This is a genomic window from Luteimonas rhizosphaericola (assembly GCF_029888045.1).
Classification (GTDB): Bacteria; Pseudomonadota; Gammaproteobacteria; order Xanthomonadales; family Xanthomonadaceae; genus Luteimonas; species Luteimonas rhizosphaericola.
In genome coordinates, this window is record NZ_JARXRN010000016.1 from 262,346 (window position 1) to 287,308 (window position 24,963).

Below are 24,963 nucleotides of genomic sequence, written 5' to 3' on the forward strand. Positions count from 1 at the left end.
GCCGATCCGCGACGCGCCGATGCCGGCCATGACGTACCCCGCCTCGACCACCCTCGACACGGACGACGCGCGCGTCGCCGCCGCCAGTGCCCCCGCCTGCCACCACTGCGGCGAGCCGGTGCCGCGCGCGCCGTCGCAGCGCGTCACCGGCGACGATGGCCAGCCCTACTGCTGCGACGGCTGCGCCGCGGCCGCGCGCTGGATCCGCGACGCCGACTTGGGCGACTACTACCGCCTGCGCACCGCCGCGGCCGCCGGCCGCGTCGGCACCGACGCCATCGACCTGTCGGTGTGGGACCGCGAGGACGTGCTGCGCGAGCACGCGCATCCGGTCGACGGCGGGCGCCGCATCACCCTGCTCACCGACGGCATGCGCTGCGCCGCCTGCGCCTGGCTGATCCAGAAGGCGCTAGCGCGCGAACCCGGGGTGCGCGAGGTGACCGCGAACGCGGTCACCGGCCGCCTGCGGATCGACTGGGACCCGGCACGCACCCCGCTGTCGGCGGTGCTGCGGCGGCTGTCGTCGCTCGGCTACCGGCCCTACCTGGCCACCGGCGAGGCCCGCGAACGCGCCCGCATCGCCGAGCGCAACCGCTGGCTGCTGCGCCTGGGCGTGGCGGGCCTGGGCACCCTGCAGGCGATGATGCTGGCCGAGGCGCTGTACCTGGACTTCGACAACCAGATGCCGGCGGCCACGCGCGACTTCTTCCGCTGGATCGCGTTCCTGCTGTCCACGCCGGTGGTGTTCTACTCCGGATGGCCGTTCCTGTCGGGCATGTGGCGCGAACTGAGGATGCGCCACGTCGGGATGGATACGCTGATCGCGGGTTCCACCCTGCTCGCCTACTTCGCCAGCCTGGTCGAGACGCTGCGCGGCGGCGCGCACGTGTGGTTCGACGCCGCGGTGATGTTCGTGTTCCTGCTGCTGGCCGCGCGCATGCTCGAACAGCGCGCGCGCAACGTCGCCAGCGCCCAGGTCGATGCCCTGGCGCGGGCGCGCCCGGCGTTCGCCACCCGCGAGACCGCGGACGGGCGACGCGAAGCGGTGCCGGTGACGGACCTGCGCGTGGGCGACGTGGCCTGCGTGGCCGCCGGCGAGCCGGTGCCGGCGGACGGCCAGCTGCTCGGCGACGGCGCGTGGCTGGAGGAATCGCTGCTCACCGGCGAGGCGGGCGCCGTGCGCAAGCTGGCCGGCGACGCGGTCTACGCCGGCACCGTCAACCGCGAAGCGCCGGCGCGGCTGCGCGTGACCGGGACCGGCCCGCAGACGCGGCTGTCCCAGCTCACCCGGCTGGTCGAGGAAGCGCAGTCGCACCGGCCCGCGCTCGCGCGCGCGGCGGACCGGGTCGGCGGCCGCTTCGTGGTGGGCCTGCTGTGCGTGGCCGCGCTGGTCTGGCTGGGCTGGCGCCTGCACGACCCGTCGCGCGCGTTCGAGGTGACGCTCGCGCTGCTGGTGATCAGCTGCCCCTGCGCGCTGTCGCTGGCGGTGCCGACCGCGCTCGCCACCGCGCATGGCGCGCTCGCCCGCGCGGGCGTGCTGGCCACGCGCGCCGACGCGCTCGATACCCTCGCCGGCGCGACCGACCTGGTGTTCGACAAGACCGGGACACTCAGCGACGAGCGCCCGGGGCTGGCCGACGTCTCCACGTTCCACGGCGTGTCCCGCGACGATGCCCTGGCGATCGCGGCGGCGCTCGAATGCGACGCGGGCCACCCGATCGCGGCCGCGTTCGCGCGCGCCGACGCCGGCCTGCCGGTGTCCGCGGTGCGCACCGTGCCGGGCCTGGGCGTCGAGGGCCTGGTCGCGGGCCGCGCCTGGCGGTTGGGCCAGGCGGGCTTCGCCTGCGCCGGCGATGACGACGGTGCGCTGTGGCTCGGCGACGGCCGCATGGCGGTCGCCCGCTTCGAACTGCGCGAAGCCCTGCGCCCCGACGCGGCCGACGCGGTGCATGCGCTGCGCTCGCTCGGGCTGCGGCTGCACCTGTGCAGCGGCGATGCGCCGGCGCCGGTCCGGGCGGTCGGCGATGCCCTCGGCATCGAGGCCGTGCACGCGCGCCAGCGCCCGGAGGACAAACTTGCGATGGTGCGCGCGCTCCAGGCCCAGGGACGCGTGGTCGCCATGGTCGGCGACGGCCTGAACGATGCCCCCGTGCTGGCCGGCGCCGACGTGTCGCTGGCGATGGATCGCGGCGCGGCGCTGGCGCAGCGTGCCGCCGACCTGGTGATGACCGGGCCGACCCTGCTGCGGATTCCCGCCGCAGTCGCGCTCGCGCGCCGCACCCGGCGCGTGGTGCGACAGAATTTCGGCTGGGCGCTGGGCTACAACCTGGTGGCGGTGCCACTGGCCGCGGCCGGGCTGGTCACGCCCTGGATCGCCGCGCTGGGCATGGCCGGCTCGTCGCTGGTGGTGACGCTCAACGCGCTGCGCCTGGCGCGGAGCACGCCATGAGGATCCTGCTGCTGCTGGTGCCGATCAGCCTGGTGCTGCTGGGGCTGGCGGTGTGGGCGTTCGTGTGGGCGGTGCGGCGTGGCCAGTTCGACGATCTGGACACGCCGGCGCTCGACATCCTCACCGACGACGACGACGCGCCGCGCCGTCCACCGACGCGCACGGGCCCTTCACCGTCGTCTCCGACCGACGGCCGGACGCGCGATGCCGGTTGACTGGCTGGTGCTGCTGGCCGCGCTCACCGCCGGGCTGCTTGGCGGGCTCCACTGCGCGGCGATGTGCGGCGGGATCGCGACCGGCCTGTCGGCGACCGCCCCCGGCGGCGGCTGGGCCGGCGCGCTGCAGCTCAATCTCGGCCGCATCGGCGGCTACGCGCTGGCGGGGCTCGCGGTGGGCGCGTTCGGCCACGGGCTGGTGTCGCTGCTCGCCGATCCCTGGCTCGGGATCGCCCTGCGCACGCTGGCAGGGGCGGCGCTGGTGGTGGTCGCGCTGCGGCTGCTCGGCGTGCGCGCACTGCCCGGGTTCCTGTCGCGCCCCGGGACCCGCGCCTGGGCCTGGCTGCGCCCGCTGCAGCGGCGCCTGCTGCCGGCGGACACCCTGCCGCGGCGGCTCGGCATCGGCGCCCTCTGGGGCTGGCTGCCCTGCGGACTGAGCTTCAGCCTGCTGACGGTGGCCTGGCTGCAGGCCCACCCGCGCAACAGCGCACTGACCATGCTCGCGTTCGGACTCGGCACGCTGCCGGTGATGCTGCCGCTGACCTGGTCGGGCCAGCGCATTGGCGGCTGGCTGCAGCGCCCACGGCTGCGCACCGCGGCCGCGCTGCTGGTGCTGGCGCTGGGACTGCTTGCGATCGCCGCGCCCTGGCTGATGCGCGTGCCCGCGCTGCACGGCGTGCTGGCGGCGCTGGGCTGCCGGCCGCTGCCGTGAGCCGCGCCGGGTGATCCAGGTCAAGACGCGCGCGGGCCAGGTGCGCGACAATGGCGTCGACAAGAACGACCCACCTCCCACGGAGTACGCCATGCACGTCCACACCTCCCTGCTCGCCCTCGCCCTGCTCGCCTGCGCCGGCGCGGCGCAGGCCGCGCCCAACTGCGCGATCAAGCTCAAGGGCGGCGACAACATGCAGTTCGACCAGAAGAGCGTCAGCGTCTCGGCCGGCTGCAAGTCGATCACGATCGAATTCGAGCACACCGGCAAGCTGCCGGTGGCCGCGATGGGCCACAACGTCGTCATCACCGCCACCCCGGATGCCGATGCCGTGGCCAAGGACGGTATCAAGGCCGGCGCGGCGGCGAACTACGTGCCGGCCGGCGACGCGCGCGTGCTGTTGGCCACCAAGCTCGTCGGCGGTGGCCAGTCCACGACCGCCTCGCTGCCCGGCAGCAAGCTCAAGCCCGGCGGCGCCTACACGTTCTTCTGCTCGTTCCCGGGGCACTCGTCGCTGATGCGCGGGACGGTGACCGTCACGCCCTGAATCGCGTTGCCGGTTCCGGACGCAGGTTCCCCCGAGGCCCGCATCTGCGGGCCTCGCTGCATCCGGGCTGCGCCGTCGCCCGCACCCGCGCCGCCGGTTTTGGGTTTGGTCCTCCGGCCATGCGAAAATGCGCGCACTGCTGCCCCCGTAGCTCAGCTGGATAGAGCGTCCCCCTCCTAAGGGGAAGGTCGTGCGTTCGAATCGCGCCGGGGGCGCCACCATCACACGCGCCCGCTGCCGCTCCGCGGCCCCGCGGCGCACCAGGAGTCCGCATCGCCATGACCCATCCCGTCCTCACCGCGCTCGGCCTCACCGCCGAGGAATCCGGCACCTATCTCGGCAACGGCGAATGGTCCGACACCGCCGGCGCCCGCATGATCGAGCCGGTCAATCCGACCACCGGCGAGGTGCTGGGCCGGGTCAGCGCGTCCTCGCAGGCCGACTACGCGCTGATCGTCGAGCGCGCGCAGGACGCGTTCAAGGTCTGGCGCACCACGCCGGCGCCGCGCCGCGGCGAGGCCATCCGCCTGTGCGCCGAAGCGCTGCGCACGCACAAGGACGCGCTGGGCTCGCTGGTGGCGCTGGAGATGGGCAAGTCCAAGCCCGAGGGCGACGGCGAGGTGCAGGAGATGATCGACATCGGCGAGTTCGCCGTCGGCCTCTCGCGCCAGCTCTACGGCCTGACCATGCACTCCGAGCGCCCGGGCCACCGCATGTACGAGCAGTGGCACCCGATCGGACTGGTGGGCATCATCAGCGCGTTCAACTTCCCGGTCGCGGTCTGGGCCTGGAACGCGTTCGTCGCCGGCGTGTGCGGCGACATCTGCATCTGGAAGCCCTCGCCGAAGACGCCGCTGTCGGCGATCGCCTCGATGAAGATCTGCAACGAGGCGCTGCGCAAGGGCGGCTTCCCGGACCTGTTCTTCCTGTTCAACGACGCCGGCAGCGAGCTGGCCCAGCAGTTCGTCGACGACCGTCGGATCGCGCTGGTGAGCTTCACCGGCTCGACGAAGGTGGGCCGGATGGTCGGCGAGCGCGTCGCGCGCCGCATGGGCCGCAGCCTGCTGGAACTGGGCGGCAACAACGCGATCATCGTCGACGAGACCGCCGAGCTGAAGCTCGCGATCCCGGCGATCGTGTTCGGCGCGGTCGGCACCGCCGGCCAGCGCTGCACCACCACCCGCCGCCTGTTCGTGCACGAGTCGGTGTACGACGACGTGCTGGCCAAGCTGGTCACCGCCTACAGGCAGGTGGAAACCAAGATCGGCGACCCGACCGACCCGGCCAACCTGATGGGCCCGCTCAACAGCCCCGAGAGCGTGCAGGCCTACCTGGATGCGGTCGAGAAGGCCAAGGCGGCCGGCGGGAAGATCGAGACCGGCGGCGCCGCGCTGACCGACCGCAAGGGCTACTTCGTGCTGCCGACGATCGTCACCGGGCTGTCGAACGATGCCGAGATCGTCCAGCACGAGACCTTCGCGCCGATCCTGTACGTGATGAAGTACCGCGAGCTGGACGAAGCGATCGCGATGCAGAACGACGTGCCGCAGGGCCTGTCGTCGGCGATCTTCACCACCAACCTCAAGCGCGCCGAGCAGTTCCTGGCGGCCTGGGGTTCGGACTGCGGCATCGCCAACGTCAACATCGGCACCTCGGGCGCGGAGATCGGCGGCGCCTTCGGCGGCGAGAAGGAGACCGGCGGCGGCCGCGAGTCGGGCTCGGATGCGTGGAAGGCCTACATGCGCCGGCAGACCAACACCATCAACTACTCCGACGCGCTGCCGCTGGCCCAGGGCATCAAGTTCGACCTCTGACCGGCGGCGCGCGATGCGCATCGCGGTCGTCTCGGACGTCCATGGCAACCTGCCCGCGCTGCGGGCAGTGCTGGACGACATCCGGGGCCGCGGTTGCGACGCCATCGCCAACCTCGGCGACCTCGCCTCCGGACCGCTGTGGCCGGCCGAGACGCTGGCGCTGCTGATGGACCTGCCGGCGGTGACCATTCGCGGCAACCACGAGCGCCAGCTGCTGGAGACCGATCCGGCGGCGATGGGCGCCTCGGACCGGTTCACGCACGGCACCCTGGCGCCGGCGCATTTGGATTGGATGGCGGCGCTGCCTGCGCAGGCGTGGATCGACGGCGAGGTGCTGCTGCTGCACGGAAGCCCCGCCAGCGACGTCGGCTACCTGTCCGAACGCGTGGACGCCTCCGGACCCCGCGCCGGCACGCCCGACGAGCTCGCGGCGGACCTGGCTGGCCTCGAGGCGCGCGTGGTGCTGTGCGGTCACACCCACGTGCCTCGTGCGTTGCCGCTCGGCGACGGCCGGCTGTGCGTGAATCCCGGCAGCGTCGGCCTGCAGGCGTTCCGGGGCCGCAGCCCGCACCCTCACGTGATGCAGAGCGGGACTCCCGCCGCGCGATATGCGATGCTGCAGCGCGACAGCGGTTCCTGGCACGCGCAGCTGCTCGCCGTCGAATACGATCCCGCCCCGGCGGCCGCGCTGGCCCGCGAGCGCGGCTTCGACGAGTGGGTCGGGGCGCTGCGCGACGGCCGCCTGCCGCCCTGACCTCCCCCCCGATCGAACGCACGCGGAGCCGACATGAGCCTGCCCCCCCGCCAGACCAGTGGACTTGCGATCACCAGCCTGATCTCCGGCATCCTGGGCTGGACCCTGGTCCCGTTCATCGGCAGCGTGGTCGCGATCGTCACCGGGCACCTGGCGCGCGGCGAGGTACGTCGCGCACCCGATCGCCTGGAGGGCGACGGCCTGGCGCTGGCGGGCCTGATCCTGGGCTATGCGATGCTCGCGCTGAGCCTGGTCGGACTGGTGGTGCTGTTCGCCTTCTTCGGCGGCCTGGTCTGGCTGGGCTTCAACAGCTGACATGTACGGCCTCGCGCGCCCGCTGCTGTTCGGGCTGGACGCCGAGCGCGCCCACGGGTTCGGCCTGCGCGCGCTCGACGCCGCGCATGCGACGGGCCTGACGCGGCTGCTCGGCGCGCGTGCGCGGCCCTTCCCCACCCCGCTGCTGGGGCTCACCTTCCCCAATCCGGTGGGGCTGGCGGCGGGGCTGGACAAGAACGGTGCCCACATCGACGCGCTGTTCGGGCTGGGCTTCGGCTTCGTCGAGATCGGCACCGTCACGCCGCGCCCGCAACCGGGCAATCCGAAGCCGCGGATGTTCCGGCTGCCGCGCCATCGCGCGCTGATCAACCGCCTGGGCTTCAACAACGACGGCGTCGATGCGCTGGTGCGCAACGTCGAGCGCGCGCGCCGGCGCAGCGGCCCGCTCGGCATCAACATCGGCAAGAACAAGGACACGCCCAACGAATCGGCCGACCGCGACTACCTGCACTGCCTGGAGCGCGTGTACCCGCTGGCCGATTACGTCACCGTCAACATTTCCTCGCCCAACACCGCCGGCCTGCGCGAACTGCAGGAAGAGCAGTCGCTGCGCCGGCTGGTCTCGACCCTGCGCGAGGCGCAGGAGAAGCTGGGCGCGCGCCACGGCAAGCGCGTGCCGATGCTGGTCAAGATCGCGCCCGACCTGTCCGACGACGACGTGCACGCCGCCGCCCGGGTGCTCACCGACCTGCACGTGGACGGCGTGATCGCCACCAACACCACGGTCTCGCGGATCGCGGTGCAGGACGATCCGCTCTCGCGCGAGACCGGCGGCCTGTCCGGCGAGCCGTTGATGAACAAGTCCACCGCGGTCCTGCGCATGCTGCGTACGCGCATGCCCGAGGCGGTGCCGCTGGTGGGCGTGGGCGGGATCCTGTCGGGCGCCGACGCGGTGAAGAAGATGGCCGCCGGTGCGTCCCTGGTGCAGATCTACACCGGGCTGATCTATCGCGGCCCCGAGCTGATCGGCGAATGCGTCGAGGCGATCCGCCGGCGCAAGGAAGCCCCGAGCCGCGGCAACCTGCCCAGCCTGTGAGCGATCGATGAGCGACGCCATCCGCGTGACCCGTGGCGCCGACCTGCGCGCGCGCAACACCTTCGGCGTGGGCGCGCGCGCGCCGCTGCTGGTGGAAGTGGCGGCGCTGCCTGCGCTCGGCGACGCGTTGGCCGGGCTGCCCGCCGGCGCCCCGCTGCTGCTCGGCGGCGGCAGCAACCTGCTGTTCGCCGGCGATCCGGAAGCGGCGGTGCTGGCGATCCGCGCCGCCGACGTCACGGTGCTGGAGGAAGACGGCGCGCAGGCGCGCGTGCGCGCCGAGGCCGGCGCGGACTGGCACGCATTCGTGCGCCGGACGCTCGAGCTCGGCCTGTGCGGGCTGGAGAACCTGGCCCTGATTCCCGGTACCGTCGGCGCGGCGCCGATCCAGAACATCGGCGCCTACGGCGTGGAAGTCGGCGAGTTCGTGGACGTGGTCGAGGCGTTCGAACCCGCCACCGGGCGCCTGCACCGGCTGTCGGCGGCGCAGTGCGCCTTCGCCTATCGCGACAGCCTGTTCAAGCGCGAAGCGGGCCGCTTCATCGTCGCCGCGGTGGAGTTCCGGCTGCCGCGCGCTGCCGCGCCGCGGATCGACTACGCCGGCGTGCGCGAAGCCCTGGCGGCCGACGGCATCGACGCACCCACCCCGCGCCAGGTATTCGACGCGATCTGCGCGCTGCGCCGGCGCAAGCTGCCCGACCCGGCGGTCATCGGCAACGCCGGCAGCTTCTTCAAGAATCCGGTGGTGCCCGCGCAGCAGGCGCTCGCCCTGGCCGACGCGCATCCGGGCCTGGCGGTGTTCCCGGGTGGGGATGCGGACAGTCGCAAGCTCTCGGCGGCGTGGCTGATCGATGCCTGCGGCTGGAAGGGCCACCGCGACGGCGACGCCGGCGTCTCGGCGCAGCACGCGCTGGTGCTGGTCAACCACGGCGCGGCCACCGGCGCGCAGCTGCTGGCGCTGGCGCGTGCGATCGCCGGCTCGGTGGGCGCCCGCTTCGGCGTGGCGCTGGAGCCGGAACCGCGGATCGTCGGCGCATCGTGGTGAGCGGCCTGCCCGCCCGCCTGTGGCCGCGTTCGGTGTACGGCCGCGCAGCGCTGCTGATGCTCGGCAGCACGCTGTCGTTCGCGATGATGGCGCTGGCGATCCGCTTCGCCACCGCGACCGTGCCCACCACCGAGATCGCGTTCTTCCGCAACCTGTTCGGGCTGCTCGCGCTGCTGCCGCTGATCCTGCGCCGCGGCAAGCCGCTGCCGCGCACGCGCCACGTGGGCCGCTACCTGGTGCGCACCAGCGTCGGACTGGTGGCGATGCTGTGCGGCTTCTGGTCGGTCGGACACCTGCCGCTGGCGCAGGCGATCTCGCTGTCCTATGCCACGCCGCTGTTCGTCACCATCGGCGCGGTGCTGTGGCTGGGGGAGTCGGTGCGCATCCGCCGCTGGATGGCGGTGGCGGCCGGTTTCGCGGGGGTGCTGGTGATCCTGCGCCCCGGCGCGGACTTCAGCCCGGGCATGATCGTCGCGCTGCTGGGCGCGCTGTTCTCCGGAATCGTCGCGATCCAGATCAAGCAGCTCTCGCGCTTCGACGCGCCCGACACCGTGGTGTTCTACACCTACGTATTCTGGGTGCCGATGTCGCTGGTGCCGGCGCTGTTCCAGTGGGTGTGGCCGTCGCCGGTGGCGTGGGCGTGGCTGGTCGCCACCGGCGTGCTCGGCACGTTCGGCCAGCTGCTGTGGACGCGCGCGATCGCGCTGGGCGAGGTCTCCGCGCTGCAGCCGATCAGCTTCGTGCAGCTGCCGGTGCTGGTGGCGCTGGGCTGGTGGCTGTTCGGCGAGACGGTCGACGGCTGGACCATGCTCGGCGCCGCGATCGTGCTGGGCGCCAACGGCTATATCGCGCACCGCGAGGCGATGCTGCTGCGGCGCGCCGCGACGCGGGCGCCGGTGGAAGCGGCCAAGCCCGCCGAATAGGCGTCGCCGGCGTCAGCGTCGCTGCGCGACGTCACCGGCGTCGTCGGCGAGCGCCTCGGCGATCGCCTCGCGCAGCCGTTGCTGGCGCGGATCCAGGTTCGAAGGATCCGCCGCGAGCAGCGGATCGACCAGCCGCGCCTGCAGCGCATCCGCCTCGGCCCTGGCGGACGGCCCGGTCTCGCGCAGCACGCCGATCAGCGACCACGCCGTGTCGACGACCGGGTGCGAACCGGCAGGCTGGAACTGCTCGCGCAGGGCGAGCGCCGCGCGCAGCTGGCCGGCGGCGCCCGCAAGGTCGCCGGCGTCGTGCAGCGCATTGCCCCAGGCCACCATCGCCAGCTGGTACTGCGGATGCTTGGTGCCCATCACCTCCAGCGCGCGCGGCATCGTGTCCGAGAACAGCGCCCGCGCCTGCTGCAGGCGACCGGCCCGGGTCAGGGTCATGGCGTGGTTGAGCGCCACGAACAGGGTGTCCGGATGGTCGGCGCCCAGCAGCCGCGTCCGCGCCTGCAGCACCTGGCTCTCCAGCGGCAGCGCACCTTCGAAGTCGTCGAGCCGCGCGCGCAGGCTGGCCAGGTTGAGCAGGCCGCGCAGCGTCATCGGATGCGCCTCGCCGAGCACCCGTCGTCGCGCCTCGGCCACCGCCGCAGCCTCGCCGATCGCTTCCTCCGTGCGGCCCATGTCGCTGAGCATGTTGGCCAGGTTGCCGCGCGCGCCGAGCGTGTCGGGATGCTCGCTGCCCAGCCGGCGCCCCTGCACCGCCACCACCGTACGCTGCAGTTCGACCGCCGGCACCAGGTCGCCCTGCATCGCCATCGCGGTGGCCAGCGCGCTCATGCTCGCGACCGTGTCATCGTGTTCGTCGCCGAGCGCGCGGCGGCGGCCGGCGAGCACCTCCTCGAGCAGGCGCCGGGCCTCGGGCAGGTCGCCCGAGCGGGCCATTTGCATGGCCAGCCCCGACTTGAGCTTCAGCACCAGCGCGTCCTCGTCGCCACGCGCCGGCCGCACGCGCTCCAGCAGCGCGCGTCGCGCGGCCACCGCTCCGGGCAGGTCGCCCTGCAGCCCCTGCACTTCGGTCAGTTCGAGTTCGATCAGCGCGCGGGTCTCGTCGTCCGCGGGCCGCCCGTCGGCATCCGCGAGTGCGGATGCCAGGACGGCGCGGGACTCGTCGTAGCGCGACAGCTGGCGCAGTGCCTCCGCTTGCGCCAGACGCGCCCGCAGCGTCGCCGGATCGCGCGGCCCGAGCGCGGCCATGCGCCATTCCGCGACGGCGGCGTGCGCCCGTTCGGCGCTGTCGTACAGGCCCATCGCGCCGTGGACCCGGCCCGAGGCCTCGCGCAGGTCGGCGGCCAGGGCCGGCTGGTCGGCGAAATCGCGCTCGATCGCGTCCTCCGCGCGCGCCAGCACGCCGGTGTCCATCAGCGACCGCGCCAGGTCGGCCGCGCTCACCTTCGCCAGCACCTGTTCGAGCCGTTCGGCCATCTCCGGCGCGCTGCGTCCCACCTGGGCGCGCAACTCCTGACCCAGGCGCAGCCCCATCGCCTCCACGTCGATCTCTTCCAGCATCGACTGCTGGAACGTGGCGACCCGCTCGAGCTGGGCGCTGCGCTGCTCGGCGATCGCGCGCTGGGTGCGCGCCTGCATCAGGCCATGCAGCGACAGCGCCAGCCCGCCGACCAGGGCCACGACCGCGATCGCCGCGGCGGCCATGCCGGCGCGATGGCGCAGCGCGAACTTGCGCCACGCGTACAGGCGCGAGGCCGGCACCGCCAGCACCGGGCGCCCTGCCAGGAACCGGCGCAGGTCCTCGGCCAGCGCCGCGGCGGAGGGATAGCGGTCGGCGCGGTCGTGCGCCATCGCGCGCGCGACCACCCAGTCGAGTTCCCCGCGCAGCACGCGGCGCATCGCGCGCAGGCGCTGTCCGCGCGCCTGCGCGACGCGCGCGGCTTCATCGGGTCCGAGGGTGTCGAGTTGTGCCGAAGGCAGGCGCAGGCTGCGCGGGCGGTCGGTGACGGTTTCGCCCGCAACCGTCGGACGCTGGCCGGTCAGCAGTTCGCTCAGCACCACGCCCAGCGAGTAGACGTCGCTGCGGGTGTCGAGCAGGGCCGGATCGCCCGCGGCCTGCTCGGGACTCATGTAGTCCGGCGTGCCGGCGATCTCGTGCGCGCCCGACAGGCGCGAGGCGGTGGCGATGCCGAAGTCGATGATCTTCGGCCGCGGGCGGCCGTCGACCTCGTCGACCAGCAGGTTGCCCGGCTTGAGGTCGCGATGGATCACGCCCTTCTGGTGCGCGTGCTGCACGCCTTCGCACACCAGGATGAACAGCTCCAGGCGACGTGCCAGCGGCAGCGCGTGGGCTTCGCAATAGGCGATGATCGGCGCGCCATCGATGAATTCCATCGCGAAGAACGGATGGCCGTCGGCGGTGGTGTCGGCGTCGTGGATCTGCGCGATCGCCGGATGCCGCATCTGCGCCAGCACCTGGCGCTCGATCTCGAAGTGCGCCTTGCGCCGCGCGTCGAGCGTGCGCCCGCGCAGCAGCTTCAGCGCCACAGTGCGCCGGACCGGCTCGAGCTGCTCGGCGCGGTACACCTCGCCCATGCCGCCGCGGCCGAGCAGCGCCTCGATGCGGTAACGTCCCAGGCGCGTGCCGCGTGACAGCCCCTCCGCACCGTCCGGCTCTCCGGGCGCGCGCGTGTCCAGTAGTTCGGTGCGGTCCGGATCCCGCTCGTCGATCGACATCGTGATGGCGTCTCCCCCGACGGCCATGTCCGCGCGCATGGTAGCGGAGGCACGCCCGCGACGGCGACCGCCCGCAGCGACCGGGTACACTTCCGCCACACTCGCTGTCGCCGACATGTCCGCTTCCGACGACCAGGCCAACACCACCCAGCGCACGATGCTCAGCGGCGGTCCGCACCGCCCGGGGCCGCGTGCGGCCTGCCTGGTGGTGATCCTCGGCGAAGGACTCGGGCGTCGCGTCGACATCGGCGAGGCGCCGCTGCTGGTCGGCCGCTCGCAGGAAGCCGACCTGGTGCTCAACCACCGCAGCGTCTCGCGCGCCCATTGCCGGATCTGGTTCGACGGCACCAGCTTCCGCATCCGCGACCTCGGCGCCACCAACCGCACCCGCGTGAACGACGCCCAGGTCGAGGAAGCCGTGCTGGTCGACGGCGACCACATCGTGGTCGGCGACAGCCTGCTCAAGTTCATCGGCCAGACCAGCGTCGAGGCGAGCTACCACGAGGAGATCTACCAGCTCGCCACGCTCGATGCGCTGTCGGGCCTGTGGAACCGGCGCCACTTCATGGAGACGCTGGACAAGGAGATCGCCCGCGCGCAGCGGCACGAGCGCGAGCTGGCGCTGTGCATCGTTGACGTCGACCTGTTCAAGCCGGTCAACGACACCTACGGCCACATCGCCGGCGACGAGGTGCTGCGCCATATCGCCGCGATCATCCGCGAGCACGTGCGCGGCGAGGACATCGCCGCGCGCATCGGTGGCGAGGAGTTCGCGGTGCTGCTGCCGGAGGGTGGGCTGGCGGCCGCGCGCACCCTGGCCGAACGGCTGCGGGTGTCGGTGTCCGAAGCGGCGTTCGCGCCCGGCGGCGTGCCGCGGCGTATCACGGTGAGCGTGGGCGTGGCCGCGCTGCCGATGCCCGACGGCACCCGTTCGCAGCTGCTGGCGGCCGCCGACGCGGCGCTGTACCGGGCCAAGCACGGCGGCCGCAACCAGGTCTGCATCGGCGGCTGACCTGTCCGGCCGGACGCTGCGGCGTGTACGCGCCGCGCCTGTCTCTGGACGAACGAAGGGCCGGTCGCCCGGCCCTTCGCATGGATCAGCCTGCCACGAGGGGCACCGGCGTCACGGCGTCACCGTCAGCCGGATCGCCGCGGCACGCTTGGGCGAGACCGGATCGTTGCTGCCGACGCAGTAGAACGCGTCGCGCACCCCGGTCGGCAGGCCGGCGGCGCTGAGCTGGATCCGGGTCGCGCGCGAGGCGCCCGGCGCCAGCGTGCCCATCGGCGGCGTCGCCGCGCCCATCCAGGGCGCGCCGCAGGCCACCTCGCCGACCACCCGCATCGCCAGGCCCGGGAAACCGGGGTTCGCGGTCCAGGTGCCGGCGCCGGCGGTGGTCAGGTTCAGGCCGGCGAAGCCGCCGTCGCCGAGCGTGGTCGAGGCGTACCAGGCCCAGCGGTTGGCGAAGGTGGAGTTGGTGTGCACCAGCAGCCAGTAGCGCCCGGGCGCGAGGTCCACCGACTGGCCCGCGGCCGCGAGGTCGAGCGTGATCGCGGCGCCGGCCGTGTCCACGCCCGCCGAACTGGCCGCGGCGGTATAGCTCCATGCCGCCGCACCGGGTGAGCGCACTGGATCGCCGGCCGGCACGCCGCCGGCATCGGGATAGATCGCCCACGTCAGCGTCGGCGACACCGCGGCAAGCGCCGAGCCGCTGACCACGAAGCCTTCCGTGCGCAGCGACAGCAGTCGCGTCTGCGCCGCCAGCGTGAAGTCGTCGGCGGAGAACTGCGCCGCGAACCCGGCCACGGCCGGATCGGCATAGCGCGTGGCGCGGAAGCCGCTGGTCGCGTTCTGGCCGAGCGTGTCGGCCACGCCCGCCAGCCCGGAGCCGGTGTTGTCGAAGCCGTAGTCGAGCGGCGAGCCACCGGCGTTCGCCACCGTGGTCGTGGCCGCCCCGGAGCGTCCGGTCTTGAGCGTCAGCGACACCAGGTCCGGCAGCTGGATCACCGGCGGCGGCACCACCACGGCAACCGGCAGGCGCAGCACCGGCGTGGTGGCGGCGGACGACACCGGCGTCAGCACCAGCTCGCCGAAATTCCAGCTGCCGTCGGCCGGCAGCGCGCGGCCGTCGACCACCACCCGCACCGACACCGTGCCGCCGGCCGGCACCTTCACGTTGGCCGGCGTCACCCGCGCCGGCAGGCCCTCCACGCTGGCGCGGTAGCCCTGCGCGATGGCGCGCGTGTTGCGGAAGGTGCGCACGAAGGTGCACTGCGGCGAGCAGTTGCGGCGGATCATGTTCGGCTGGTTGAGCGCCGCCGGATCGCCGCCGGTCGCGGGATTGGCCGCGGCGTAGCCGGCCGCGGTCTCGTGCATCACCAGGCCGGCGGCCATGGCGAGGTCGACGCGGATGCGGCCGGAGCCTCCGGCATGCGGATCGGCCGGGGTCGTGCCGTCCTCGAGCAGCACCGTGCGTTCGGCCGTCATCGCCAGCGCGGACTTGATCTCCGGCGGCGTCCAGCCCGGCCGCGCCTGCCGGAGCAGGCCCGCCGAGCCGGCCTGGTGCGGCGAGGCCATCGAGGTGCCGTTGTACAGCGCGACGTCGTTCTCGAACCCGGTGATGGTGGTGCCCGCGACCGCCGCGAGGATGCGCACGCCGGGCGCGGTCACGTCGGGCTTGAGCAGGTCGAACGTGCCCGCCGGGCCACGCGAGCTGGACGCCGCCAGCACGTCGGGCTGGTTCTCGAGGATGATCGCCGGATACGGCACACCGGCGGTGGCGCCCGGGTTGGCCGTCGTGAAGTCGCGCAGCGCATTGCCGTCGGCCTGCAGGATGCCGAACGCCGGCACCGTGGTCCCCGGCACCGACGGGATGATCCCGCCAGCGGCGTTGTTGGCGATCACCACCGCCACCGCGCCGGCAGCGGCGGCATTGCCGACCTTGATCGAGAACGAACAGGTGCCGCGGCGCACCACCGCGATCGCGCCGGCGAAGGTGCCGGCCGGATACGCCGCGCAGCCGTCGTCGACCGCGTCGATCGCCGGACTCACCACCAGCGGCGTATCGCCCGGGATCGCGGCCTCCTGCACGACGCCGTTGCTGCCGGGCGCCATCTCGATCGCGGTCAGCGCCTCGGGCACCGGCTGCGGGCCGGTCACCTGCAGCACTACCACGAAATCGCCGCGCCCGTGCTGGGCCGAGGCGGTGGACGACACCCACGGCTCGACGTGGCCCAGCGTGTTCGGCGCCGGCCCGCTGTTGCCGGCCGAGGCGGCGATGTAGATGCCGGCATCGACCGCGCCGAGGAACGCCTGCGACACCGCCTCGCTCCAGGGCGAGGCGCCGCCGCCGATCGAATAGTTGATGACGTCGACCACGCCGTCGGCGATCGCCTGGTTCACCGCCGCCACCGCCGACACGTTCGGGCACAGGCCCTGGCCCGTGGCGGTGTTGGTGTAGCAGATGTCGAACGCGACGATGTTGGCGCGCGGCGCCACGCCGGAGATGCGGCGTACGTTGCCCAGCAGCTCGACGTCGCGGCGGTTGCCGGCGGCCGTCGAGGCCACGTGGCTGCCGTGGCCGTTGGTGTCGCCGAAGCCGGGTTCCTCGCGGATGTTGGCCGCGCCGCAGGTGTTGCCGGGCGCGTTGCAGACGAAGTCGTAGCCGCCGATCAGCTTGTCGTTGCAGCGGCCCTCGTCGATCCCGCCCGCGGCGCAGGTGCCGAGGTAGTTGCCCCCGCCCAGCGGATTGGCGTGGGCGTAGCCGTCGATCGGATCGACCGCCGCGAACGACGGGCTGCCGAAGTTGATGCCCGAGTCGAGGATGCCGAACACGATGCCCTCGCCCTGGTGTTCGTTGCCGTTGTCGGCCTCGCCCGACCACACCGCGGGCGCGCCGATCAGCGCGGGGCCGGTATCGGTGTCGAGCGCGTATTCGCGGTATTCGTCCACCAGCAGCACCTCGCCCAGCGCGCGCACGCGCTCGGCTTCGGCCGGGCCGAGTTCGGCGACCACGCCGTTGACCGCGTGCTGGAAGCGCTGCGAGACCTGCGGCTGGCGCCCGATCGCGCGCGCGATGTCGCCCTCGATCCGGTGCTGGCGATCGAGCAGGTAGCGCGCATAGGCGCGCGCCTGGGGGCTGCGCATGTCGGCGCGCGACACGCCGGCCGCGCTGGTGCGCTTCGCCGGCGCGGCGAGGCCCAGGACGCCGCCGCGATACCCGGACACCGCCGGCTCGCGGAACAGCACGATATAGGTGCCGCGGGCGGATGCCTCGTCGCTGCTGCGGGCCGCGGCGCTCGCCACCACCCCACGGGGCACTGCTGCCACCGTTCCTGCGGCTACCGTGCCCGGGGCGGCCGTCGCCGCCTGCACCGCCGACTGCCATGCGCGGCCGATGCCGCCCCCGTCCGCGGTCGCGACCACCGCCAGCGCCGCAGCGCCGGCCATGCACAGTCCGACCACGAGTCCCCAACGCGCCCTGCCGTCCATGCCGCCTCCGGAATTCGTCGATGCCCCTGGGAGATCGACGATGGCCACCGCGCAACGCCCGGGCCATCGCCGAAGCTGTCGCGGAGCGCCAGGAGCGTGCGTGCGGCAGGAGGCCCCGGTTTGCCCGGAGTCCCCTGCACAACCGCCCCTGTCCGATTGCGCAATCCCTGTGCCCTGCCCCGCGGACTCTACGCCTGTTGGTGGCGCGTGCAACCATTCGCCGCCGGAGGGTGCGGAGCGGGCCCGCTGCGGCCCGGCCGGCGGCCGCAGGCGGCGTCAGCTCCGGGCGCCGGGCGCGGCGCCGCGATGCACCAGCAGGTGCGCGCCCACGGTCCAGATCGCGGCCGCGGCCCAGCCGGCGAGGATGTCGGAGGGGTAGTGGACGCCCAGGTAGACGCGCGACAGCCCCACCATCGCCACGAACACCGCCATCGCCGCCGCCACCCACCAGCGCGCGCGGGTGGGCCAGGCCAGCAGCACCAGCACCAGGGCGAGGGTCATCGAGCCCATGGCGTGGCCGCTGGGGAAGCTGTAACTGGTCTCGGGCGCGATCGATTCCCACAGCGTGGGCCGGTCGCGCGCGAACAGCTGCTTGGTGGCGATGTTGAGCAGCGCCGAGCCGCCGGTGGAGATCGCGGCGAACGCGGCGTCGCGCCAGCGCCGGAACGCGGCCAGCCCCACGACCAGGGCGATGTCGACCGGCACCACGCCCCAGGCGTAGCCGATCTGCGAAAAGAACAGGAACACGCGGTCGAAGCCGTCGTGCGCGACCGCCTGCGCGAAGCGCAGCAGCGGTTCGTCGAACGGGATCGTCTCGGCCTCGTGGACCTCGTCGGCGAGTTCCATGAACGCCCACATCGGCAGCAGCACGCCGGCGAACAGCAGCACCAGCTTCCAGCCGTGGCGGCGCGCGATGGCGCCGCAGGCGGTGGCGGCCTCGTGCCGCCAGTTCCAGTCAGGCATCCGCGCGTGGGCCCCAGGTGCGGTCCACGTAGTCGTCCACCAGGGCGACGAAGTCGTGCGCGATGCGTTCGCCGCGCAGCGTCACCGCCTTCTGCCCGTCGATGAACACCGGTGCCGACGGCGCCTCGCCCGTGCCCGGCAGCGAGATGCCGATATTGGCGTGGCGCGACTCGCCGGGTCCGTTCACCACGCAACCCATCACCGCCAGGGTCATGTTCTCCGCGCCCGGGCGGGTCACCTTCCACTCCGGCATCTTCGCGCGCACATGCTCCTGCACCACCTGCGCCAGTTCCTGGAAGAACTCCGACGTGGTGCGGCCGCAGCCTGGGCAGGCGGTGACCATCGGCGTGAACGCGCGCAGGCCCATGGTCTGCAGCAGTTCCTGCGCCACCACCACTTCCTGCGTGCGCGGCGCGCCCGGCTCGGGCGTGAGCGAGATGCGGATGGTGTCGCCGATGCCTTCCTGCAGCAGCACGCCGAGCGCGGCGCTGGAGGCGACGATGCCCTTGCTGCCGATGCCGGCCTCGGTCAGGCCCAGGTGCAGGGCGAAATCGCTGCGCCGCGCGAGGTCGCGGTACACCGCGACCAGTTCCTGCACGCCGCTGACCTTGGCGCTGAGCACGATCTTCTCGCGCGCCAGACCCAGTTCCACCGCGCGCTCGGCCGAATCGAGCGCGGAGCGGATCAGCGCCTCGCGCAGCACGCGGCCGGCGTCCCACGGCTCGGCGCGGCGCGCGTTCTCGTCCATCAGCTGCGCAGCGAGCGCCTGGTCGAGCGAGCCCCAGTTGGCGCCGATGCGCACCGGCTTGTCGTGGCGCGCGGCGAACTCGATCAGCTGCGCGAACTGGGTGTCGCGCTTCTTGCCGAAGCCGACGTTGCCGGGGTTGATCCGGTACTTGGCCAACGCCCGCGCGCAGGCCGGCTCGCGTTCCAGCAGCTGGTGGCCGTTGTAGTGGAAATCGCCGATCACCGGCACCTCGATGCCCTGCATCGCCAGGCGCTCGACGATCCGCGGCACCGCCGCGGCGGCCTCGTGGGTGTTGACGGTGATGCGTACCATCTCGGAACCCGCGCGCCAGAGTTCGGCGATCTGCTTCGCGGTGCCGGCGACGTCGGTGGTGTCGGTATTGGTCATCGACTGCACCACCACCGGCGCGTCGCCGCCCACGGCCACGCCACCGATCCGCACCTGGCGCGTGGCGCGGCGCGGCTGCGGCCCGTACGCGGGGAGCGCCGGATCGACGTGGCAGGGAGGCAGCGGCTGCGGCTGTGCGGACATGCGCGCAGTTTACCCGGGCGGGCGTGAGGCCGGCCTGTCGCGTCGGTGGCCGACGCGGCGCGGCGTCCCGCTCCCGCGAGCGGTGCCGGCCCCGGGCGGCCGCCGGCGGCAGCGCGGCGGCCACCGTGCCGTGCCGCCCCGCCAGGCACGGGCGGCCGCGGCGCCCCACGCTATCCTGCGCCGCATGACCGACGCGATCACCGGCGAGATCCTCAGCCCCAGCCAGCTCAACACCCTGGCGCGCAGCCTGCTGGAAGACACGTTCCCGCTGGTGTTCGTCGAGGGCGAACTGGGCAACGTCTCGCGCCCGGCCTCGGGCCACCTGTACTTCACCCTCAAGGACGCGCGCGCCCAGGTGCGCTGCGCGATGTTCAAGCCCAAGAGCCAGTGGCTGTCGTTCCAGCCGCGCGAGGGCCTGCAGGTGCTGGCGCGCGGCCGGCTGACGCTGTACGAGGCGCGCGGCGACTACCAGCTGATCCTCGACTCGCTGGAGGAATCGGGCGAAGGCGCGCTGCGGCGCGCGTTCGACCAGCTCAAGGCCCGGCTGCAGGCCGAGGGGCTGTTCGATGCCGCGCGCAAGCGCCCGCTGCCTGCGTTCGTGCGCCGGCTGGCGGTGATCACCTCGCCCTCCGGCGCCGCGGTGCGCGACGTGCTGAGCGTGCTCGCGCGCCGCTTCCCGCTGTTGCCGGTCGACATCCTGCCGGTCCCGGTGCAGGGCGCCGGGGCCGCCGCGCAGATCGCGGCCACCCTGCGCCGCGCCGCCGCGGGCGGGCGCCACGACGTGATCCTGCTCGCGCGCGGCGGCGGCTCGCTGGAGGATCTGTGGGCGTTCAACGACGAGGCCCTCGCCCGGGCGATCGCCGATGCGCCGGTACCGGTGGTGTCCGCGATCGGCCACGAGACCGACTTCAGCCTGTCGGATTTCGCCGCCGACCTGCGCGCACCCACGCCGTCGGCCGCGGCGGAACTGCTGGTGCCCGACCGGATCGATCTCGGCCAGCGCCTGGCGGGGCTGCAGCGCCGGCTGGCGGGTCTGCAGGACCACCACCTGCGGCAGCTCGCGCAGCGCACCGACCGCGCCGCCCTGCGCCTGAACGCGCTGCGCCCGCAGGCACGGCTGCAGGCCAGCGTGCAGCGCCGCGAGGAAGCGCTGCGCCGGCTGCGGTCGGCATGGACCCAGCGGCTGGCGGCCCATGCGGCCAGCCTGCGCCACGCCCGCGCCGTGCTCCAGGCCACCCGCCCGCAGCGGCGGCTGCAGGCCCTGCACGAACGCCTGGCGGCGCTGGGGCCAAGGCCACAGGCGGCGATCGCGCGCCGGCTCCAGCGCGACGCGCTGCACCTGCGCGGACTGGCGCGTTCGCTCGAGGTCGTGAGCCCGCTGGCCACCGTCGCCCGCGGCTACAGCATCCTGCAGCGCGAAGACGGCGCCGTCGTGCGCCGCACCGGCGACGTGGCCCCGGGCGAGGCGCTGACCGGGCGCCTGGTCGACGGCCGCGTGCGGCTGCGGGTGGAGGCGCCCTCCCCGGCCGCCGGCGCATCCAGCGAGGACTGACGCACCCGGGTCTCGCACGCGACGACGGTCGCGGCGTGCGCGTCCATCGCACTGCACCGTCCAGCGTGCGCGCGCAGCCGACGGGAATGCAGCGTTGCGCAGGCTGGACATCCCTGTCACGCACCCCGTGCGAGACTGCGTCGCGATGACCAAGGCCTCCGATCTGTTCGTCCAGGCGCTCGAAGCCGAAGGCGTCGACCACGTGTTCGGCATCCCCGGCGAGGAAACGCTGGCCCTGCTCGAATCGCTGCGCGACTCCGGGATCCGGCTCGTCCTCACCCGCCACGAGCAGGCGGCCGGCTTCATGGCCGCCACCTGGGGCCGGCTCACCGGCCGCACCGGCGTGTGCCTGGCCACGCTCGGCCCCGGCGCCACCAACCTCGTCACCGCCGCCGCCTACGCGCAGCTCGGCGCCATGCCGATGCTGATGATCACCGGGCAGAAGCCGATCCGCAGCGGCAAGCAGGGGCATTTCCAGATCGTCGACGTGGTCGACATGATGCGGCCGCTGACCAAGTACACCCGGCAGCTGGTGTCGGCCGACGCCATCCCCGCGCAGGTGCGCGAAGCGGTGCGGCGCTCGCAGGAAGAACGCCCCGGCGCGGCGCACCTGGAGCTGCCGCAGGACGTGGCCAGCGACGAGACCGATGCCATCGTGCTGCCGCCGGTCTACAGCCGCCGGCCGCTGGCCGAGCACAAGGCGCTCGACGCCGCCGCCGACGCGATCCGCCAGGCGAGGCACCCGCTGCTGATGATCGGTGCCGGCGCCAACCGCAAGACCACCGCGAAGATGCTGCATGCGCTGGTGGAGAAGCTCGGCATCCCGTTCTTCAGCACCCAGATGGGCAAGGGCGTGCTCGACGAGACCGGGCCGCTGTGGCTGGGCACGGCGGCGCTGTCGGACGGCGACTACGTGCACCGCGCGATCGACAACGCCGACTGCATCGTCAACATCGGCCACGACGTGATCGAGAAGCCGCCGTTCTGGATGCAGCGCGGCCGGCGCACGGTGATCCACGTCAACTACTCGCCCGCGGTGGCGGACCAGGTGTATTTCCCGCAGATCGAGGTCGTGGGCGACATCGCGAATTCGGTGTGGCAGCTGGCCGAGCGCCTCGAGCCGCAGGCGCACTGGGAGTTCGCCCTGTTCGACCGGGTGCGCACCGCGCTGTGCGACAACATCGCCACGCTCGCCGCCGACGACCGCTTCCCGCTCGCGGCGCCGCGGCTGGTCGCCGAACTCGGCCGCCAGCTGGCGCCGGGCGACATCACCTGCCTGGACAACGGCCTGTTCAAGCTCTGGTTCGCGCGCCATGCGCGCTGCCGCCTGCCCAATACGCTGCTGCTGGACAACGCGCTGGCGACGATGGGCGCAGGGTTGCCGTCCGCGATCGCCGCGGCGATCGCCCGGCCGGGCCACAAGGTGGTCGCGGTGTGCGGCGACGGCGGCTTCATGATGAACTCGCAGGAACTCGAGACCGCGATGCGGCTGCGGCTGGACCTGGTGGTGCTGGTGCTGCGCGACGACGCCTACGGCATGATCAAGTGGAAGCAGTCGCACGAGGGCTACCCGGAATACGGCATGGACTACGGCAATCCGGATTTCGTGCGCTACGCCGAAAGCTATGGCGCGCGCGGCCATCGGGTCGGCGCGCTGGCCGAATTGCCCGGCGTGCTGCGCACCGCGCTCGACACCCCGGGCGTGGACCTGGTGGAGATCCCGGTCGACTACGGACGCGACGACGACCTGCTCAATCGCCAGATCCCGGAAGGTGCGGCCGCGGTCGGCTGAGCGCGCCACGGCATCCCGGACAACCCAAAGGACCCCCGCATGGCCCGCAAGACCGGCCCCGGCAAGAAGACCCGCTCCGGCAAGCGCGCGCTCGCCAAGCGCTATCCCTGCTACCTGGCGAATGCGCCGATCCAGCCCAACGAGGACCTGGAGGTGCTGGACAAGTACACCGGCAAGGTCGCCACCCGTACCGCGTTCGTCGGCGCGGGTGTGGTGCGCAAGGCGATCGTGGCCGCCCACCAGGCGCGCGGCGCGATGGCGGACTTCGCGCCCGACCGCCGCCGCGACGTGCTCGAACACTGCGTGCGCCGGTTCCGCGAACGCAGCGAGGAACTGGCGCTGGCGCTGTGCATCGAGGCCGGCAAGCCGATCGGCGACGCGCGCGGCGAAGTCGAGCGGCTGATCGACACCTTCCGCATCGCCGCCGGCGAAGCCACCCGGATCGAGGGCGAGACGGTGGAGATGCGCATTTCCGAGCGCACCCGGCCCTACCGCGGCATCGTCAAGCGGGTGCCGATCGGCGCCTGCAGCTTCATCACGCCGTTCAACTTCCCGCTCAACCTGGTCGCGCACAAGGTGGCGCCGGCGATCGCGGCCGGCTGCCCGTTCGTGCTCAAGCCCGCGGCGAAGACGCCGGTGGGCGCGCTGATCATCGGCGAGATCCTGGCCGAGACCGACCTGCCGCGCGGCGCGTTCTCGATCCTGGCCTGCAGCAACGAGGACGCGGCCGCCCTGACCGAGGACGAGCGCATCGCCCTGCTCAGCTTCACCGGCGGCCTCGTCGGCTGGGACCTCAAGGCGCGCGCCGGCCGCAAGAAGGTGACGCTGGAACTGGGCGGCAACGCCGCCTGCATCGTCGACGCCGATCCGGGGATCGGGCTCGATGCGCTGGTCGACCGGCTGGTGTTCGGCGCATACTACCAGTCCGGCCAGAGCTGCATCAGCGTGCAGCACATCCTGGTGCATCGCGACCTGTACGAGACGCTGCGCAAGAAGCTGCGTGCGCGCGTGCGCGGACTGGTGATGGGCGATCCGCGCAAGGAAGACACCTTCATCGGCCCGGTGATCGACGAGGATGCGGCGAAGCGCATCGAGTCGTGGATCGAGGCGGCGCGCAAGGGCGGCGCCAAGGTTCTCGCCGGCGGACCGCGCGAGCGCAACATGCTGCCCGCCACGCTGATGGAAGGCGTGCCGCGCGACAGCGACCTCTACCGCAAGGAAGTCTTCGGCCCGGTGGCCTGCCTGCAGCCGTTCGAGGATTTCGAGTCCGCGCTGGACACCGTCAACGCCAGCGACTTCGGCCTGCAGGCGGGCGTGTTCACCGCCAGCCTCGCGCACTCCATGCTGGCCTGGGACCGGCTGGAGGTGGGCGGCGTGGTGGTCGGCGACGTGCCGAGCTTCCGCGTCGACAACATGCCCTACGGCGGGGTGAAGCTTTCGGGCCTCGGCCGCGAGGGCGTCAGGTACGCGATCGAGGACATGACCGAGCCGCGCCTGCTGGTCATCCGCGAGCCGCACTGAGCGCATGTGCCTGATCGCCGTCGCCTGGCGCGCACATCCGCGCTGGCCGCTCGCCCTGATCGCCAACCGCGACGAACTGCACGCGCGGCCCACTGCCGAGGCCGGCTTCGACCCGGAGGCGCCGGAGGTCTACGGCGGCCGCGACCTGGTGCAGGGAGGCGGCTGGCTGCAGGCATCCACGCGCGGGCGCCTGGCCGCGGTGACCAACGTCCGCGACGGCCTGGCGGCAGAGGCGGCGCCGCGTTCGCGCGGCTGGCTGGTGCGCGACGTCGTCCGCGGCCAGGACAGCGCGTCTGCCAGCGTCGCGGCCGCGATGGCGCAGGCCCGCGACTATGGGCGCTTCAACCTGCTCGCTTGGGACGGCGATGCGCTGCACTTCGCGAGCAACCACCCCGGGCCGGCCGCGTTCGCGGTCGCGCAGGGCCTGCACGCGATGTCCAATGGCGCGTTCGACGCACCCTGGCCCAAGAGCACGTTCGCGACCCGCGCGCTGGAAGCGTGGCTGCGGTCGCCGATGGCCGACGCCTGCGTCGCGTCGTTCGAGGAGGCGATCGAGCCACTGTTCGCGGCCCTGCGCGACACCACCCGCGCGGACGACGACGCGCTGCCCGACACCGGCGTCGGCCGTGCGCTGGAACGCGCGCTGTCGCCGCCGTTCGTGCTCGATCCGCATTACGGCACCCGCTGCAGCAGCGTGGTGCTGGCGGGAGACCGGCAGTTGCTGTTCGCGGAGCGCCGGTTCGACGCCGGCGGGGCGGCCACGGGAACCTCCTACCAACGGCTTTAACTGGAGGCGG

General features: G+C 73.2%; 19 protein-coding genes and 1 tRNA gene. 16 read left to right on the forward strand and 4 right to left on the reverse strand.

Going from position 1 to position 24,963, the window contains the following annotated elements; all coding sequences use genetic code 11:
* Nucleotides 1-28 precede the first annotated feature (28 nt).
* The 11 genes from QFW80_RS02475 to QFW80_RS02525 all read left to right on the forward strand — a co-directional run bounded on the left by QFW80_RS02475 (nucleotide 29) and on the right by QFW80_RS02525 (nucleotide 9,828).
* Nucleotides 29-2,449 (forward strand): heavy metal translocating P-type ATPase, encoded by a 2,421-nt coding sequence (locus QFW80_RS02475; protein ID WP_280599516.1) that lies wholly within the window; start codon nucleotides 29-31, stop codon nucleotides 2,447-2,449.
* Nucleotides 2,446-2,664, forward strand: coding sequence for a cbb3-type cytochrome oxidase assembly protein CcoS (gene ccoS, locus QFW80_RS02480; RefSeq protein ID WP_280599518.1), 219 nt, complete (start codon nucleotides 2,446-2,448; stop codon nucleotides 2,662-2,664). Before QFW80_RS02475 ends, ccoS begins: the two co-directional genes overlap by 4 nt.
* Nucleotides 2,654-3,376, forward strand: coding sequence for a sulfite exporter TauE/SafE family protein (locus QFW80_RS02485; protein WP_280599519.1), 723 nt, complete (start codon nucleotides 2,654-2,656; stop codon nucleotides 3,374-3,376). The genes ccoS and QFW80_RS02485 overlap by 11 nt, the downstream gene beginning before the upstream one ends.
* A 10-nt stretch (nucleotides 3,377-3,386) precedes the next feature.
* Nucleotides 3,387-3,923, forward strand: coding sequence for an azurin (azu, locus tag QFW80_RS02490; protein WP_280599520.1), 537 nt, complete (start codon nucleotides 3,387-3,389; stop codon nucleotides 3,921-3,923).
* A gap of 141 nt (nucleotides 3,924-4,064) precedes the next feature.
* Nucleotides 4,065-4,141, forward strand: a tRNA-Arg gene (locus QFW80_RS02495).
* A 60-nt stretch (nucleotides 4,142-4,201) separates the two neighbouring features.
* A complete protein-coding gene (amaB, locus tag QFW80_RS02500; RefSeq protein WP_280599522.1) occupies nucleotides 4,202-5,737 on the forward strand; it encodes an L-piperidine-6-carboxylate dehydrogenase in 1,536 nt (511 codons plus the stop codon).
* 13 nt (nucleotides 5,738-5,750) lie between these two features.
* Nucleotides 5,751-6,491, forward strand: a complete 741-nt coding sequence (locus QFW80_RS02505) for a metallophosphoesterase family protein (protein WP_280599524.1) — start codon at nucleotides 5,751-5,753, stop codon at nucleotides 6,489-6,491.
* 33 nt (nucleotides 6,492-6,524) lie between these two features.
* Nucleotides 6,525-6,806 (forward strand): DUF4190 domain-containing protein, encoded by a 282-nt coding sequence (locus QFW80_RS02510; RefSeq protein WP_280599526.1) that lies wholly within the window; start codon nucleotides 6,525-6,527, stop codon nucleotides 6,804-6,806.
* Nucleotide 6,807: 1 nt separating this feature from the next.
* Nucleotides 6,808-7,863, forward strand: coding sequence for a quinone-dependent dihydroorotate dehydrogenase (locus tag QFW80_RS02515; RefSeq protein WP_280599528.1), 1,056 nt, complete (start codon nucleotides 6,808-6,810; stop codon nucleotides 7,861-7,863).
* Nucleotides 7,864-7,870: 7 nt separating this feature from the next.
* Nucleotides 7,871-8,905 (forward strand): UDP-N-acetylmuramate dehydrogenase, encoded by a 1,035-nt coding sequence (murB, locus tag QFW80_RS02520; RefSeq protein WP_280599530.1) that lies wholly within the window; start codon nucleotides 7,871-7,873, stop codon nucleotides 8,903-8,905.
* Between the two features lie 56 nt (nucleotides 8,906-8,961).
* Complete coding sequence (locus QFW80_RS02525) at nucleotides 8,962-9,828, forward strand: DMT family transporter (RefSeq protein WP_280599924.1); 867 nt, start codon at nucleotides 8,962-8,964, stop codon at nucleotides 9,826-9,828.
* 12 nt (nucleotides 9,829-9,840) lie between these two features.
* Here the strand turns inward: QFW80_RS02525 and QFW80_RS02530 are convergent, their stop codons facing one another.
* Nucleotides 9,841-12,597, reverse strand: a complete 2,757-nt coding sequence (locus tag QFW80_RS02530; protein WP_280599531.1) for a serine/threonine-protein kinase — start codon at nucleotides 12,595-12,597, stop codon at nucleotides 9,841-9,843.
* A gap of 88 nt (nucleotides 12,598-12,685) precedes the next feature.
* On the opposite strand from QFW80_RS02530, the gene QFW80_RS02535 reads away from it, so the two are divergent.
* Entirely contained in the window at nucleotides 12,686-13,582 is an 897-nt protein-coding gene (locus QFW80_RS02535) for a GGDEF domain-containing protein (RefSeq protein WP_280599532.1), read from the forward strand.
* 111 nt (nucleotides 13,583-13,693) lie between these two features.
* Here the strand turns inward: QFW80_RS02535 and QFW80_RS02540 are convergent, their stop codons facing one another.
* The 3 genes from QFW80_RS02540 to ispG all read right to left on the reverse strand — a co-directional run bounded on the left by QFW80_RS02540 (nucleotide 13,694) and on the right by ispG (nucleotide 19,301).
* On the reverse strand, nucleotides 13,694-17,059 hold the full coding sequence (locus QFW80_RS02540) for a S8 family serine peptidase (RefSeq protein ID WP_425603486.1): 3,366 nt from the start codon (nucleotides 17,057-17,059) through the stop codon (nucleotides 13,694-13,696).
* Between the two features lie 276 nt (nucleotides 17,060-17,335).
* On the reverse strand, nucleotides 17,336-18,022 hold the full coding sequence (locus QFW80_RS02545; protein ID WP_280599534.1) for a phosphatase PAP2 family protein: 687 nt from the start codon (nucleotides 18,020-18,022) through the stop codon (nucleotides 17,336-17,338).
* Nucleotides 18,015-19,301: a flavodoxin-dependent (E)-4-hydroxy-3-methylbut-2-enyl-diphosphate synthase gene (gene ispG, locus QFW80_RS02550; RefSeq protein ID WP_280599535.1), complete on the reverse strand. Its 1,287-nt coding sequence runs from the start codon at nucleotides 19,299-19,301 to the stop codon at nucleotides 18,015-18,017. Before ispG ends, QFW80_RS02545 begins: the two co-directional genes overlap by 8 nt.
* Nucleotides 19,302-19,485: 184 nt before the next feature.
* On the opposite strand from ispG, the gene xseA reads away from it, so the two are divergent.
* The 4 genes from xseA (at nucleotide 19,486) to QFW80_RS02570 (ending at nucleotide 24,953) form a co-directional block, all read left to right on the forward strand.
* Nucleotides 19,486-20,853: an exodeoxyribonuclease VII large subunit gene (gene xseA / locus QFW80_RS02555; protein ID WP_280599537.1), complete on the forward strand. Its 1,368-nt coding sequence runs from the start codon at nucleotides 19,486-19,488 to the stop codon at nucleotides 20,851-20,853.
* 145 nt (nucleotides 20,854-20,998) lie between these two features.
* Complete coding sequence (locus QFW80_RS02560; RefSeq protein ID WP_280599538.1) at nucleotides 20,999-22,645, forward strand: acetolactate synthase large subunit; 1,647 nt, start codon at nucleotides 20,999-21,001, stop codon at nucleotides 22,643-22,645.
* Between the two features lie 39 nt (nucleotides 22,646-22,684).
* Nucleotides 22,685-24,166 (forward strand): aldehyde dehydrogenase family protein, encoded by a 1,482-nt coding sequence (locus tag QFW80_RS02565; protein ID WP_280599540.1) that lies wholly within the window; start codon nucleotides 22,685-22,687, stop codon nucleotides 24,164-24,166.
* 4 nt (nucleotides 24,167-24,170) lie between these two features.
* Complete coding sequence (locus QFW80_RS02570) at nucleotides 24,171-24,953, forward strand: NRDE family protein (protein WP_280599541.1); 783 nt, start codon at nucleotides 24,171-24,173, stop codon at nucleotides 24,951-24,953.
* The last annotated feature ends 10 nt before the right edge of the window (nucleotides 24,954-24,963 follow it).

Excerpts from the sequence above, each read along its gene's own strand:
- QFW80_RS02475 (WP_280599516.1), top strand. The coding sequence starts at position 29 with ATGACGTACCCCGCCTCGACCACCCTCGACACGGACGACGCGCGCGTC.
- ccoS (WP_280599518.1), top strand. The coding sequence starts at position 2,446 with ATGAGGATCCTGCTGCTGCTGGTGCCGATCAGCCTGGTGCTGCTGGGG.
- QFW80_RS02485 (WP_280599519.1), top strand. The coding sequence starts at position 2,654 with ATGCCGGTTGACTGGCTGGTGCTGCTGGCCGCGCTCACCGCCGGGCTG.
- amaB (WP_280599522.1), top strand. The coding sequence starts at position 4,202 with ATGACCCATCCCGTCCTCACCGCGCTCGGCCTCACCGCCGAGGAATCC.
- QFW80_RS02505 (WP_280599524.1), top strand. The coding sequence starts at position 5,751 with ATGCGCATCGCGGTCGTCTCGGACGTCCATGGCAACCTGCCCGCGCTG.
- QFW80_RS02510 (WP_280599526.1), top strand. The coding sequence starts at position 6,525 with ATGAGCCTGCCCCCCCGCCAGACCAGTGGACTTGCGATCACCAGCCTG.
- QFW80_RS02515 (WP_280599528.1), top strand. The coding sequence starts at position 6,808 with ATGTACGGCCTCGCGCGCCCGCTGCTGTTCGGGCTGGACGCCGAGCGC.
- murB (WP_280599530.1), top strand. The coding sequence starts at position 7,871 with ATGAGCGACGCCATCCGCGTGACCCGTGGCGCCGACCTGCGCGCGCGC.
- QFW80_RS02525 (WP_280599924.1), top strand. The coding sequence starts at position 8,962 with ATGCTCGGCAGCACGCTGTCGTTCGCGATGATGGCGCTGGCGATCCGC.
- QFW80_RS02530 (WP_280599531.1), bottom strand. The coding sequence starts at position 12,597 with ATGGCCGTCGGGGGAGACGCCATCACGATGTCGATCGACGAGCGGGAT.
- QFW80_RS02535 (WP_280599532.1), top strand. The coding sequence starts at position 12,686 with ATGTCCGCTTCCGACGACCAGGCCAACACCACCCAGCGCACGATGCTC.
- QFW80_RS02540 (WP_425603486.1), bottom strand. The coding sequence starts at position 17,059 with ATGGACGGCAGGGCGCGTTGGGGACTCGTGGTCGGACTGTGCATGGCC.
- QFW80_RS02545 (WP_280599534.1), bottom strand. The coding sequence starts at position 18,022 with ATGCCTGACTGGAACTGGCGGCACGAGGCCGCCACCGCCTGCGGCGCC.
- ispG (WP_280599535.1), bottom strand. The coding sequence starts at position 19,301 with ATGTCCGCACAGCCGCAGCCGCTGCCTCCCTGCCACGTCGATCCGGCG.
- xseA (WP_280599537.1), top strand. The coding sequence starts at position 19,486 with ATGACCGACGCGATCACCGGCGAGATCCTCAGCCCCAGCCAGCTCAAC.
- QFW80_RS02560 (WP_280599538.1), top strand. The coding sequence starts at position 20,999 with ATGACCAAGGCCTCCGATCTGTTCGTCCAGGCGCTCGAAGCCGAAGGC.
- QFW80_RS02565 (WP_280599540.1), top strand. The coding sequence starts at position 22,685 with ATGGCCCGCAAGACCGGCCCCGGCAAGAAGACCCGCTCCGGCAAGCGC.
- QFW80_RS02570 (WP_280599541.1), top strand. The coding sequence starts at position 24,171 with ATGTGCCTGATCGCCGTCGCCTGGCGCGCACATCCGCGCTGGCCGCTC.